Genomic DNA, 12,232 nt, shown 5'->3' on the forward strand with positions numbered 1-12,232 from the left:
CCCACGACCTCTGCCCCATCGGCTGCTGCCCCGCCCGCACCGAACACCCCGCCGCCGCCGGCGCCGACAGCCCCTACGCCTGAGGAGCCACGCCGTGACCCCCGCCCCCGCCCCCGCACCCCTGCTCGACGAACTGCTCGCCCTGGCCCTGGAGGCCGCCCGCAGGGCCGGCGCCCTGCTGCGCGACGGCCGGCCCGACGACCTGGCCGTCGCCGCCACCAAGACCAGCGCCATCGACGTCGTCACCGAGATGGACATCGCCGCCGAGAAGCTGATCACCGGCTTCCTCTCCGAGCACCGCCCCCAGGACGGCCTCCTCGGCGAGGAGGGCGCGGCCGCCCCCGGCACCAGCGGCGTCCGCTGGGTCATCGACCCCCTCGACGGCACCGTGAACTACCTCTACGGCCTGCCGTCCTGGGCGGTCTCCATCGCCGCCGAGTACGAGGGCGAGACCGTCGTCGGCGTCGTCGAGGCCCCGCTGCGCGGCGAGACGTACCGGGCCGTCCTCGGCCGCGGCGCGCACCTGGGCGAGCGCCGGCTCGCGGTCCGCACCGCGCCCCCCTTCGACCAGGCCCTGCTCGGCACCGGCTTCGGCTACGTCCAGGCCCGCCGCGCCCACCAGGCCGAGGTCGTCCGCGAGGTCCTGCCGCTGGTCCGCGACATCCGGCGCGGCGGCTCGGCCGCCATCGACCTTTGCGACGTGGCGGCCGGCCGGCTCGACGCGTACTACGAGCGCGGGCTCAACCCCTGGGACCACGCCGCGGGGGCCCTGATCGCCCGCGAGGCGGGCGCGCGCACCGGCGGGCGCCCCGGGGAGCCCGAGTCCGGCGAACTGGCCGTGGCGGCCCCCGAGGGGCTTTTCGAGCCCCTCCAGGACCTGCTCGACCGGCTGGGCGCCTGGCACGACTGAGAGCGGCCCCCGACACGGCGGTGCCCCGGAACCGAACCGGTTCCGGGGCACCGCCGCGGCACCCCCGGGGGAGTGCCGCCGCTCAGGCGCTCTGCGCGCAGACCGTCGCGACCTCCACGCCGTGCTCCGCGGCCAGTCGGTGCAGGTCCTCCAGCTCGGCCTGCTCGACCTCCGCGAGGTACTCGTCGCCGGTCTCGCGGGCCCGCGTGAGGTCCGACTGCGTGGTCCTGATGCGGTGCAGCAGTCCTGCGGTGAACGCGTCCATGCGCCCCTCCTCGTGGGTCCGGCGGCACGGGGGTGTGCCGAGGATGGATGGATCACGCTCTGCGTCGCTCCCGGGGGACGGAAGAGCCGTGGGCGTGCCACAGACAGGGCGTGATCGCGGGGTGTGGAAACCTCCTCCCCACCCCTCTCCGCGGGGAAACCTCAACTGACTCCCGAATCAGGTGAATTCTTGGTGAGGCCCTCCGCGCGGGCTTCCGGAGGGGCTTCCGGACGGGCCGGCGGGCGGGCTTGCGGGCGAACCTTCGCGCGGGCTTCCGCGCCTGCTTCCGCGCCGTTTCCCCACCGGCCCCCGCGCCGCCCGCGGGGAAGCCCGCACACCGTCGTCTTACAGCCGGTTTACGCGCGTACGGGGCAGGATGGACACGCACAGTCAGTGCTCAGAATCGCCCACCGGTCCGCCCGGACCGGAGCGCCGAGGGAAGGAAGAACGACGTGCGCGTACTCGTCGTCGAGGACGAGCAGCTGCTCGCCGATGCGGTGGCCACCGGACTGCGCCGGGAGGCCATGGCCGTCGACGTCGTGTACGACGGCGCCGCCGCGCTGGAGCGCGTCGGGGTCAACGACTACGACGTCGTCGTCCTCGACCGCGACCTGCCCCTGGTCCACGGCGACGACGTCTGCCGCAAGATCGTCGAGCTGGGGATGCCCACCCGCATCCTGATGCTCACCGCCTCCGGCGACGTCAGCGACCGGGTCGAGGGCCTGGAGCTGGGCGCCGACGACTACCTCCCCAAGCCCTTCGCCTTCACCGAGCTCACCGCCCGCGTGCGCGCCCTCGGCCGCCGCACCTCCGTGCCGCTGCCGCCCGTCCTGGAGCGCGCCGGCATCAAGCTCGACCCCAACCGCCGGGAGGTCTTCCGGGACGGCCGGGAGGTCCAGCTGGCGCCCAAGGAGTTCGCCGTCCTGGAGGTGCTGATGCGCTCCGAGGGCGCCGTCGTCTCGGCGGAGCAGCTCCTGGAGAAGGCCTGGGACGAGAACACCGACCCGTTCACCAACGTCGTCAGGGTCACCGTCATGACCCTGCGCCGCAAGCTGGGCGAGCCGCCCGTCATCGTCACCGTCCCCGGCTCCGGCTACCGGATCTGACCCGATGGCCGCGACCCCGGCGCCGCACCCGCAGGCGCCACCGAAACCCACCTGGGACCCGCGGGACCCGGTCAGGCCGCTGCTCCGGCCGACCATCCGGATACGGCTCACGCTGCTCTACGGCGGCATGTTCCTGATCGCCGGCATCCTGCTGCTGTCGATCATCTACCTCTTCACCGCGCAGGCCCTCGGCGACAGCGCCGCCCAGCTGCCCTTCAGGATCGTCAAGGGCGAGGTCCTGCCCACCACCTCGTGGTGCGTGCTGCCCGACAAGGGCACGGGCGAGCAGTTCAACGAAGCCGTCTCCGTCTGCCTGCACCAGCAGTCCGACCGGGCGCTGGAGGACCTCCTGCGCCGCTCGCTCTTCGCCCTGCTCGGGCTGAGCATCATCGCCTTCGCCTTCGGCTACGCCATGGCCGGCCGGGTGCTCTCGCCGCTCGGCCGGATCACCCGGACCGCCCGCCAGGTGGCTGGCTCCGACCTCGCCCGCCGGATCGAGCTGGACGGCCCGGACGACGAGCTGAAGGAGCTGGCGGACACCTTCGACGAGATGCTGGAACGGCTGGAGCGCGCCTTCACCGCCCAGCAGCGCTTCGTCGCCAACGCCTCGCACGAGCTGCGCACCCCGCTGGCGATCAACCGCACGCTCCTGGAGGTCCACCTCTCCGACCCCGGGGCGCCGGTGGAGCTCCAGCAGCTCGGGAAGACGCTGCTGGCCACCAACGAGCGCAGCGAGCAGCTGGTCGAGGGCCTGCTGCTGCTCGCCCGCAGCGACAACCAGATCGTGGAGCGCAAACCCGTCGACCTCGCCGAGGTCGCCGAGCGGGCCGTCGACCAGGTGCACGGCGAGGCCCTGGCGAAGGGCGTGGAGATCCGCGGCGAGCGGTCCCCGGTCGTCGTCCAGGGCAACGGCGTGCTGCTGGAGCGGATCGCCCTGAACCTGCTCCAGAACGCCGTGCGGTACAACGTCCCGGACGGAGGCTGGGTCGAGGTCACCACCGAGGTCCAGCGCGGCCAGGCGGTGCTCACGGTCTCCAACACGGGCCCCGTGGTCCCCGCGTACGAGATCGACAACCTCTTCGAGCCGTTCCGCAGACTCCGCCAGGAGCGCACCGGCAGCGACAAGGGCGTCGGCCTCGGGCTGTCGATCGCGCGCTCGGTGGCCCGGGCGCACGGCGGACGCATCGGCGCGGAGCCCCGGGAAGGCGGCGGACTGGTGATGCGTGTCACTCTTCCGATCTGACAGACTGCAGGGGCGAAGCCCGATCTGTTCGCTTTGAGCGGAATTCCGGGACCCCCGTCCCGAGGTGGCCGTGTGTGATCGATCACAAGCGCGCGTACCCGGGGGATTGCGCTCCGTGACCGTGAATTCCGGGGGAAAACCCGGAAAAGTCCGGGTTTCCCGGGCGTGGACCGGCGGAAAGTACACGGGGTGGCGCTCCACACGGAGGCCCCGAGGACCGTGTACGGTCCGCTTCGCCACTCGTACCCGATCACTCGTGAAGTGCCCGGGACGGGTGTCGATTGAGTAACAGACCTTGATGTGAGGCAAAATCTGCGCCTCAGGTCGGGCACAAGTCCGACCTCTCACGCGTTACGTGCGCTGAGACACCGCAACCACCCAGAGGGGGAGAGCGACATGGCAACGGATTACGACACCCCACGCAAGACCGACGACGACGTCGACTCGGACAGCCTCGAGGAGCTCAAGGCTCGTCGGAACGACAAGTCGACCTCGACCGTCGACGTCGACGAGTTCGAGGCCGCCGAGGGCCTGGAACTCCCGGGCGCCGATCTCTCGAACGAGGAGCTCGCCGTCCGGGTCCTGCCCAAGCAGGCCGACGAGTTCACCTGCATGAGCTGCTTCCTCGTGCACCACCGCAGCCAGCTGGCGCGCGAGAAGAACGGCCAGCCGATCTGCCGCGACTGCGACTGAGTCAGGCGCGGCCGTGGCAGGCGACACACCGTCCCGGAAGCGGCGTCTGAGGCTTCCCGTGAAGCCCCGGACGTACAAGGGCGGCACAGGCCCGACTGAGGGCGCCCAGGAGGCTCCCGACGCCGAGCAGGCCGCCCCCCTGCCCTCCCTCGGCGTGGCGGACGACGAGCGAGGCCCCACGGCCTCGCTCGAAGCTGCCGGCGCCCCGGGCCGGGGCGAGGCACCGCTCCCCGCGGAGCGGGACCCCGAAGGCCCCTCGGACCCCGAGGCGCCCGAGGCGCCCGAGGGCCGTGACGACGGCCGTCACGGCAGGCTGGACGCCGTCAGGCGGCTGGCCAACCCGGCCCGCGCGCAGCTCGACCGCATCAGGATCGACGCCGCGCGCATCGACGCCGTCCGCCGCGGCGTGCAGGGCGTCAAACAGGGCGTGAAGCGGAGCGGCGACGGAGCCAAGGCGGGCATCGGCTATCTCGCCGACCGCCTGATCGACCTGGCCCCGCGCGTCCCCGTCCGCGACCTCGCGACCCTGCGCAAACAGTTCCCCGGGCTCGGCCCCGAGGAGCTGGCCGACAAGCTGGTCTTCGGCGCGGCCAACGCCAGCTCGACCGTCGGCGCGGGCATCGGCGCCGCCGCCATGCTCCCCGTCCCGCCGGCCATGCCGGCCGAACTGGCCGCCGAGATCACCGGCGTCGCGGCGATCGAGCTCAAGCTCATCGCCGAACTCCACGAGGTCTACGGCCTGAGGCCGCCCGGCACCCTGCCCCAGCGCTCGGCCGCCTACCTGACCTCCTGGGCCGAGGAGCGGGGCATCGACCCCACCAAGCCCACGACGGTCAACGCGGCCCTCGGCGGGCAGCTCAAGCGCGAACTGCGCCAGCAGATCATGAAGCGCATGGTGCGCAACCTGCCGAACCTCACCCCGTTCATGGTGGGCGCGGCCGTCGGCGCGGTCATGAACCGGCGCGACACCAAGAAGCTCGCCGAACACATCCGCAAGGACCTCAGAGCCCGCCGCGTCCCGTGGGACAGGCTGGTGGAGCTGCCCCCGCTGGAGCAGCCGGAGAACCCCAAGGAAATCGGCTTCTAGCCCGCCCCGGGCCGCCGCCGGCGGCCCCGGGACGGACCCGCGGTCACCGAGGGCTCAGCCCTCGCCCCGCACCGCCTCCACGGCGGCCGCCAGACCCTCCGGGTCACGGCTCGACAGGTACAGGTAGGGCGTCGGGTCCGCCGGGTCCGTGACCACGATCCGCACCGCCCGCGGCACGTAGCTGCGCATCAGCATGAAGGCCCGCGGATCCGCCTTGTGCATGCGCCAGGCCCGCGCCTCCTCCTCGTCCAGCACCTCGACCGCGCCGAGCGCCGACACCGGCACCCGGGCGTCGCCCGCCACCAGCGAACCGGCCACCACGCGGATCCGGGCCGAACCGTACGAGGACGCCGCCACACCGGCCGCCACGCCCGCCACGATCAGACCGCCCAGCATCGGCACCGTCCCCAGCGGGAAGGTGACCAGCCCGCCGGAGAGCGCCAGCAGGCCTACGATCACCCACCACGAGCCGGGCACGGTCAGCCGCTCGTCGAAGCCCGGCGCCGCGGGGGACGCGGAGGGCGACGCGGAGGACCCGGGGACGGGAGCCCCGGCGGATGAGGACGGTGCGGAAGGCTGCATGCGTCCAAGCTTGGCACGGCGCGACCCGCGCCCGGCCGCGCGGGTAAGGTCTGCGCCTGTGACTGCAACATCTGCCGCCCTCACCCCGCCGGCCGACGCCGTGGCGCCCGTCCGCCACCCGGACGCGCCCGCCCCCGGCGAGCCGCTCGGCTCGCACTACGGCCACTGCTTCGGGTGCGGCGACGGACAGCCCCACGGGCTCCACCTGGACGCGCGCGCGGGAGAGGGCGTGACCGTCACCGCCGAGTTCACCGTGACCGCCGACCACCAGGGCGCCCCCGGCCTCGCCCACGGCGGCATCCTCGCCACCGCGCTCGACGAGACCCTCGGCTCCCTGAACTGGCTGCTCCGCGTCATCGCCGTGACCGGCCGCCTGGAGACCGACTTCCGCCGGCCCGTGCCGGTCGGCACCGTCCTGCACCTCCAGGCCGAGGTCACCGCCGTCCACGGCCGCAAGATCTACTCGACCGCCACCGGCCGCATCGGCGGCCCCGACGGCCCCGTCGCCGTCCGCGCCGACGCCGTGTTCGTCGAGGTCAAGGTCGAGCACTTCATCGACAACGGCAGGCCGGAGGAGATCCGGGCCGCCATGTCCGATCCCGACCAGGTCCGGCGCGCCCGCGCCTTCGAGGTGAACCCCTGATGCGCCCTCCCGTCGACGTGCTGATCCGCCGGGTGGACCCGGACGTGCCGATCCCGGCCTACGGCCACCCCGGCGACGCCGGCGCCGACCTCGTCACCACCGAGGCCGCCGTGCTGGCCCCCGGCGAGCGCGCCGTCCTGCCCACCGGGGTCTCGATCGCCCTCCCCGACGGCTACGCCGCCTTCGTCCACCCCCGCTCCGGACTGGCCGCCCGCTGCGGAGTCGCGCTCGTGAATGCCCCGGGGACGGTGGATGCCGGGTACCGTGGAGAGATCAAGGTGATCGTGGTCAATCTCGACCCGCGCGAGAGCGTCCGGTTCGAACGGTTCGACCGGATTGCCCAACTGGTCGTCCAGCAGGTCGAGAAGGTGCGCTTCCACGAGGTGGCGGAGCTTCCCGGCTCGGCGCGGGCCGAAGGGGGCTTCGGGTCCACCGGCGGTCATGCCGCCGTGGACGGCACGACGGGTGGGAATCGATACGCTTCGGTCGTATCCGACCGGGAAGGACAGTGACGTGTTCGGACGTCGCAAGAAGAGCGGTGCCGCCGACACGGCGGGCGAGGCCGAGCAGGTCGTCGACGCCGTGGACGGTGAGGACGCCGCGGACGCGGCCGACCAGCCGCGCAAGGTGAACCTCCCGCCGGCGCCCCGGCCCGACGGCCCCTGGGACATCTCCGAGGTCGCCAAGCCCGAGGAGGGCCGCGTCGACCTCGGCGGCCTCTACGTGCCCGGTGTCGAGGGCATGGAACTCCGCGTGGAGGTGGCCGGGGACGCGATCGTCGCCGCGACCATCGTGCTGCGCGACAGCGCCGTGCAGCTCCAGGCGTTCGCGGCGCCCAAGAAGGAGGGCATCTGGGGCGAGGTCCGCGAGGAGATCGCCACCGGGATCGTCCAGCAGGGCGGCGCCATCGACGAGGTCGAGGGCCCCCTCGGCTGGGAGCTGCGCGCGCAGGTCCCCGTCCAGCTGCCCGACGGCAACCGAGGCGTGCAGATCGTGCGCTTCGTCGGCGTCGACGGTCCGCGCTGGTTCCTGCGCGGCGTCATCTCCGGCCAGGGCGCGGTCCAGCCCGAGGCGGCCGGTCTGCTGGAGCAGATCGTCCGGGACACCGTGGTCGCCCGCGGCGAGGGCCCGATGGCCCCGCGCGACCCGATCGTCCTCAAGCTGCCGAACGACGCGCAGATGGTGCCGGACGGCGTCCAGCAGGAGGAGCAGGCCGGGTCCCGCTTCTCCGGCGGCATGGGCCAGCTCCAGCGCGGCCCGGAGATCTCCGAGATCCGCTGACGCGCCCGGGAACCTCTCGGGACACCCGGTCCGGTGGGCCGCCGACCGTACGCACGCCGTACGGACGGCGGCCCACCGGTCTTTTCCGCGGACGCGCGGCGCCCGGCGGCCGAAGGCCCGTACCCGGCCCCGCCCCCACCCCGGCGGACAAGCCCGCACAGGCCCGTGCGGAAACGCCCGCCCGCACAGGCCAGGCCCGTGCGCGGACGCCCGCACGCGCAGCCGTACGTACACGCCCGCACGCGCACCCGCCGCACAGGCCCGTGCGCAAACGCCCGCAGGTGTCCGCCCGCGAGCGGGTTTCCGCACGCGACCCCGAGGGGGCACCTGCGGGATCGCCCCGTCCGGAGAACGGGGCCGCCCGTCCGAAGATCGGGGTCCCCTCCGGGGGCAGGGCTCTGGTCTCGGCGGCGGCGGCCGACCATACTGGCCAGCGCAGGTGTTCGAGGAGGGGGAGCGCAGGGTGAGCGAGAACAGCACGCAGTCCGCGACGACCGTCGTCGAGGACCCCGCCGGGGGCCCGATGATCCGGGTGGAGGACCTGCGCCGGTCCTTCGGCGAGGGCGAGGCCGCCGTCCACGCCCTCAAGGGCGTCTCCTTCGACATCCCGCGCGGCGAGCTGGTCGCCCTCAAGGGCCGCTCCGGCTCCGGCAAGACCACCCTGCTCAACCTCGTCGGAGGCCTCGACAGCGCCGACGGCGGCCGGATCGTCATCGACGGCACCGACCTCGCCACGCTCGGCGAGGAGGGCCTCCTGGAGCTGCGCCGGGACCGGATCGGCTTCATCTTCCAGTCCTTCGGCCTGCTGCCCATCCTCTCCGCCGCCGAGAACGTCGGCGTCCCGCTGAGGCTGCGCAAGGCCGACCCCGCCGAGCGCGAGGAGCGGGTCGCCCTCCTCCTCGCCCTCGTCGGCCTCGCCGACCACGCCGCCCAGCGCCCCGGCGAGCTCTCCGGCGGCCAGCAGCAGCGCGTCGCCATCGCCCGCGCCCTCGCCAACAAGCCGGCCCTGCTCATCGCCGACGAGCCGACCGGCCAGCTCGACGCCGAGACCGGCCTCGCCGTGATGGAGCTGCTCCGGGCCGTGGTCCGCAGCGAGGGCTGCACCGCCCTCGTCGCCACCCACGACCACCAGCTCCTCGGCCTCGCCGACCGGGTCCTCGAACTGCGCGACGGCGAGATCGTCGAAGCCTGAGCCGGCCCCGGGCCGGGCCGCCGTCCGGGAATCACACCTCCGGCGGACCCGCGGGGATCCTGCGGACCTCGATCGGCATGTTCAGCGGCACCCCGCCCGGGCCGGGCGCCGCCGACACCGCGGCGGCGACCTCCAGGGCCCGCTCCTCGGAGCCGACCTCCACGATCCACCAGCCGGCCAGGAACTCCTTGGTCTCCGCGAAGGGTCCGTCGGTCACCACCGGCGGCGCGCCGTCCGCGCCCGCCCGGACGATCCGCGCCGTCTCCGGCGCCGCCAGCCCCTCCGCCTGGAGGAGTTCGCCCGCCGCCGTCAGCTTCCCGTTCGTGGTGATCATGAAGTCGACGTGGGCCCGGACGTCCTCCGGCGCCCACTCGGCCATCGAGGGGACGTCGAGGGTCCGCGCGTCGAACTGCATCAGCAGCATGTACTTCATGGAGTGCTCCTCGTGCGTGTCGCGACGGGCCCCGCGGCCCGCCGTCACCCAGGGGTCGGAGCCGGATCCGCGTTCTCGACACGGCACCGGCCCCCGGCGCGGGATCCGCGCATCAGAATCACGTCAATACCGCACCGGGGTGTTCCTCCGGGTGCGGAATGTCCGATCGGCCGGACGTATGGTCAGTCCATGGGACGTGGCAAGCTTCGGATCTACCTCGGCGCGGCGCCCGGCGTCGGCAAGACCTACGCCATGCTCGCCGAGGCCCACCGCAGGGTCGAGCGCGGCACCGACTGCGTCGTCGGCTTCGTCGAGCACCACGGCCGCCCGCGCACCGAGGTCCTGCTGCACGGCCTGGAGCAGCTGCCCCGCCGCGAGCTGGAGTACCGCGGCGGCGTCTTCACCGAGATGGACGTCGACGCCGTCCTCGCCCGCCGCCCCGCCGTCGCCCTCGTCGACGAACTCGCCCACACCAACGTCCCCGGCTCCCGCAACCCCAAGCGCTGGCAGGACGTGGCCGAGCTCCTCGCCGCCGGCATCGACGTCGTCTCGACCGTCAACATCCAGCACCTCGAATCGCTCGGCGACGTCGTCGAGGCGATCACCGGCGTCCGGCAGCGCGAGACCGTCCCCGACGAGATCGTCCGCCGGGCCGACCAGATCGAACTCGTCGACATGTCGCCCGAGGCGCTCCGCCGCCGCATGGCCCACGGCAACGTCTACACCCCCGACAAGGTCGACGCGGCCCTCTCCAACTACTTCCGCCCCGGCAACCTCACCGCCCTGCGCGAGCTGGCCCTGCTGTGGACCGCCGACCGGGTCGACGAATACCTCCGGCAGTACCGCGGCGAGCACAACATCCGTTCCACCTGGCAGGCCCGCGAGCGGATCGTCGTCGGCCTCACCGGCGGCCCCGAGGGCCGGACCCTGATACGGCGCGCCACCCGGCTCGCCGAGAAGGGCGCCGGCGGCGAGGTCCTCGCCGTCTACATCTCCCGCAGCGACGGCCTCACCTCGGCCTCGCCGAAGGAGCTGGCGGTCCAGCGGACCCTCGTCGAGGACCTCGGCGGCACCTTCCACCACGTCGTCGGCGACGACATACCGAACGCCCTCCTGGACTTCGCCCGGGGCGTGAACGCCACCCAGATCGTCCTCGGATCCAGCCGCCGCCGCTCCTGGCAGTACGTCCTCGGCCCCGGCGTCGGCCAGACCGTCGCCCGCGAGTCGGGCCCCGACCTCGACGTCCACATCGTCACCCACGGCGAGGTCGCCAAGGGCCGCGGCCTCCCGGTCGCCCGCGGCGCCCGGCTCGGCCGCTCGCGGCTCATCGGCGGCTGGCTCGTCGGCGTCGTCGCCCCGATCCTGCTCTCCCTCGTCCTCACCCACACCGACGCGGACCTCGGGCTCGCCAACGACATGCTGCTCTTCCTGGCGCTCACCGTCGCGTCGGCGCTGCTCGGCGGCTTCCTGCCGGCGCTCGCCTCGGCCGCCGTCGGCTCGCTGCTGCTCAACTGGTTCTTCACCCCGCCGATCCACCGGATCACCATCGCCGACCCGATGAACATCGTCGCCATCGCGGTCTTCTTCGGCGTCGCCATGGCCGTCGCCTCCGTCGTCGACCTCGCCGCCCGCCGCACCCACCAGGCCGCCCGGCTGCGCGCCGAGTCCGAGGTGCTCTCCTACCTGGCGGGCAGCGTGCTGCGCGGCGAGACCAGCCTCGACGCCCTCCTGGAACGGGTCCGGGAGACCTTCTCCATGGATTCGGTCGCCCTGCTGGAGCGGGCGGACGGCGGCGAGCCCTGGACCCGGGCCGCCGCCGTCGGCCCCCATCCGGCGCCGCGGCCCGAGGACGCCGACGTGGACATGCCGGTCGGCGACCACCTCGCCCTCGCCCTGAGCGGCCGGGTGCTGCCCGCGGAGGACCGCCGGGTGCTCGGCGCCTTCGCCGCCCAGGCCGCCGTCGTCCTCGACCGGCAGCGGCTCGTCGGCGAGGCCGAGGAGGCCCGCAAGCTCGCCGAGGGCAACAAGATCCGCACGTCCCTCCTCGCCGCCGTCAGCCACGACCTGCGCACCCCGCTCGCCGGCATCAAGGCCTCCGTCTCCTCGCTCCGCTCCGACGACGTCGAATGGTCCGAGGAGGACCGCGCCGAACTCCTGGAGGGCATCGAGGCGGGCGCCGACCGGCTCGACCACCTCGTCGGCAACCTCCTCGACATGTCCCGCCTCCAGACCGGCACGGTCACCCCGCTCATCCGCGCCGTCGACCTCGACGAGGTCGTCCCCATGGCCCTCGGCGGAGTGCCGGACGGCAGCGCCGAGGCCGACGTCCCCGAGACCCTGCCCATGGTCGAGGTCGACAAGGGCCTCCTGGAACGGGCCGTCGCCAACATCGTCGAGAACGCCGTCAAGTACAGCCCCGACGGCGTGCCCGTCACCGTCACCGCCAGCGCCCTGGGGGACCGCGTCGAGGTGCGGGTGGTGGACCGCGGCCCGGGCGTCCCCGAGGAATCCAGGGACGGCATCTTCGAACCGTTCCAGCGCTTCGGGGACGCCCCGCGCGGCTCCGGCGTCGGCCTCGGCCTCGCGGTCGCCCGGGGCTTCGTGGAGGCCATGGGCGGCACCCTCAGCGCCGAGGACACCCCGGGCGGCGGGCTCACCATGGTCCTCACCCTGCGCGCCGCCGGACGCCCCCCGGCGCCCCCGGCCGATCTGCCGGCCCACGCGGTGACCTGACCCCGCGCCCGATCCCGTACGGCGACCCGCATCCGTCCCGTACCGCCACCCGCACCCGCACCCC

The 12,232-nt window shown here is 73.8% G+C and carries 13 protein-coding genes; 10 read left to right on the forward strand and 3 right to left on the reverse strand.

Annotated elements, in window-relative coordinates:
- Positions 1-94 precede the first annotated feature (94 nt).
- Positions 95-910 carry an inositol monophosphatase family protein gene (locus ACFW6A_RS35825; protein ID WP_386645848.1) on the forward strand — a complete coding sequence of 272 codons (816 nt, stop codon included), beginning with the start codon at positions 95-97 and terminating at the stop codon, positions 908-910.
- A gap of 82 nt (positions 911-992) precedes the next feature.
- On the opposite strand, the gene ACFW6A_RS35830 is transcribed toward ACFW6A_RS35825, so the two are convergent.
- Positions 993-1,175 (reverse strand): hypothetical protein, encoded by a 183-nt coding sequence (locus ACFW6A_RS35830; RefSeq protein ID WP_043230249.1) that lies wholly within the window; start codon positions 1,173-1,175, stop codon positions 993-995.
- A gap of 452 nt (positions 1,176-1,627) precedes the next feature.
- On the opposite strand from ACFW6A_RS35830, the gene ACFW6A_RS35835 reads away from it, so the two are divergent.
- The 4 genes from ACFW6A_RS35835 to ACFW6A_RS35850 all read left to right on the forward strand — a co-directional run bounded on the left by ACFW6A_RS35835 (position 1,628) and on the right by ACFW6A_RS35850 (position 5,304).
- Positions 1,628-2,281 (forward strand): response regulator transcription factor, encoded by a 654-nt coding sequence (locus ACFW6A_RS35835; protein ID WP_030496297.1) that lies wholly within the window; start codon positions 1,628-1,630, stop codon positions 2,279-2,281.
- A gap of 4 nt (positions 2,282-2,285) precedes the next feature.
- Positions 2,286-3,524, forward strand: a complete 1,239-nt coding sequence (locus ACFW6A_RS35840) for a HAMP domain-containing sensor histidine kinase (RefSeq protein WP_351857093.1) — start codon at positions 2,286-2,288, stop codon at positions 3,522-3,524.
- A 396-nt stretch (positions 3,525-3,920) separates the two neighbouring features.
- A complete protein-coding gene (locus tag ACFW6A_RS35845; protein WP_003955561.1) occupies positions 3,921-4,217 on the forward strand; it encodes a DUF4193 domain-containing protein in 297 nt (98 codons plus the stop codon).
- Between the two features lie 13 nt (positions 4,218-4,230).
- On the forward strand, positions 4,231-5,304 hold the full coding sequence (locus ACFW6A_RS35850) for a hypothetical protein (RefSeq protein ID WP_386645851.1): 1,074 nt from the start codon (positions 4,231-4,233) through the stop codon (positions 5,302-5,304).
- 54 nt (positions 5,305-5,358) lie between these two features.
- On the opposite strand, the gene ACFW6A_RS35855 is transcribed toward ACFW6A_RS35850, so the two are convergent.
- Entirely contained in the window at positions 5,359-5,886 is a 528-nt protein-coding gene (locus tag ACFW6A_RS35855) for a DUF3093 domain-containing protein (protein WP_351857097.1), read from the reverse strand.
- 58 nt (positions 5,887-5,944) lie between these two features.
- Here ACFW6A_RS35855 and ACFW6A_RS35860 point away from each other — a divergent pair, with 58 nt between their 5' ends.
- The 4 genes from ACFW6A_RS35860 (at position 5,945) to ACFW6A_RS35875 (ending at position 9,002) form a co-directional block, all read left to right on the forward strand.
- Positions 5,945-6,529 carry a PaaI family thioesterase gene (locus ACFW6A_RS35860; RefSeq protein ID WP_351857099.1) on the forward strand — a complete coding sequence of 195 codons (585 nt, stop codon included), beginning with the start codon at positions 5,945-5,947 and terminating at the stop codon, positions 6,527-6,529.
- Positions 6,529-7,041, forward strand: a complete 513-nt coding sequence (dut, locus tag ACFW6A_RS35865) for a dUTP diphosphatase (RefSeq protein ID WP_043230240.1) — start codon at positions 6,529-6,531, stop codon at positions 7,039-7,041. The genes ACFW6A_RS35860 and dut overlap by 1 nt, the downstream gene beginning before the upstream one ends.
- A gap of 1 nt (position 7,042) precedes the next feature.
- Complete coding sequence (locus ACFW6A_RS35870; protein WP_351857102.1) at positions 7,043-7,810, forward strand: DUF3710 domain-containing protein; 768 nt, start codon at positions 7,043-7,045, stop codon at positions 7,808-7,810.
- A gap of 523 nt (positions 7,811-8,333) precedes the next feature.
- Positions 8,334-9,002 carry an ABC transporter ATP-binding protein gene (locus tag ACFW6A_RS35875; protein WP_351846733.1) on the forward strand — a complete coding sequence of 223 codons (669 nt, stop codon included), beginning with the start codon at positions 8,334-8,336 and terminating at the stop codon, positions 9,000-9,002.
- 31 nt (positions 9,003-9,033) lie between these two features.
- Here the strand turns inward: ACFW6A_RS35875 and ACFW6A_RS35880 are convergent, their stop codons facing one another.
- Positions 9,034-9,435, reverse strand: a complete 402-nt coding sequence (locus tag ACFW6A_RS35880; protein WP_386645854.1) for a YciI family protein — start codon at positions 9,433-9,435, stop codon at positions 9,034-9,036.
- Positions 9,436-9,624: 189 nt separating this feature from the next.
- Here ACFW6A_RS35880 and ACFW6A_RS35885 point away from each other — a divergent pair, with 189 nt between their 5' ends.
- Positions 9,625-12,168 carry a sensor histidine kinase KdpD gene (locus tag ACFW6A_RS35885; RefSeq protein ID WP_351846714.1) on the forward strand — a complete coding sequence of 848 codons (2,544 nt, stop codon included), beginning with the start codon at positions 9,625-9,627 and terminating at the stop codon, positions 12,166-12,168.
- The last annotated feature ends 64 nt before the right edge of the window (positions 12,169-12,232 follow it).

Source organism: Streptomyces sp. NPDC058758 (genome assembly GCF_042746075.1).
Classification (GTDB): domain Bacteria; phylum Actinomycetota; class Actinomycetes; order Streptomycetales; family Streptomycetaceae; genus Streptomyces.

Bases quoted from the DNA above. Each gene is read 5' to 3' on its own strand.
- dut (WP_043230240.1), top strand. From the start codon at position 6,529: ATGCGCCCTCCCGTCGACGTGCTGATCCGCCGGGTGGACCCGGACGTG.
- ACFW6A_RS35855 (WP_351857097.1), bottom strand. From the start codon at position 5,886: ATGCAGCCTTCCGCACCGTCCTCATCCGCCGGGGCTCCCGTCCCCGGG.
- ACFW6A_RS35840 (WP_351857093.1), top strand. From the start codon at position 2,286: ATGGCCGCGACCCCGGCGCCGCACCCGCAGGCGCCACCGAAACCCACC.
- ACFW6A_RS35880 (WP_386645854.1), bottom strand. From the start codon at position 9,435: ATGAAGTACATGCTGCTGATGCAGTTCGACGCGCGGACCCTCGACGTC.
- ACFW6A_RS35845 (WP_003955561.1), top strand. From the start codon at position 3,921: ATGGCAACGGATTACGACACCCCACGCAAGACCGACGACGACGTCGAC.
- ACFW6A_RS35875 (WP_351846733.1), top strand. From the start codon at position 8,334: ATGATCCGGGTGGAGGACCTGCGCCGGTCCTTCGGCGAGGGCGAGGCC.
- ACFW6A_RS35885 (WP_351846714.1), top strand. From the start codon at position 9,625: ATGGGACGTGGCAAGCTTCGGATCTACCTCGGCGCGGCGCCCGGCGTC.
- ACFW6A_RS35830 (WP_043230249.1), bottom strand. From the start codon at position 1,175: ATGGACGCGTTCACCGCAGGACTGCTGCACCGCATCAGGACCACGCAG.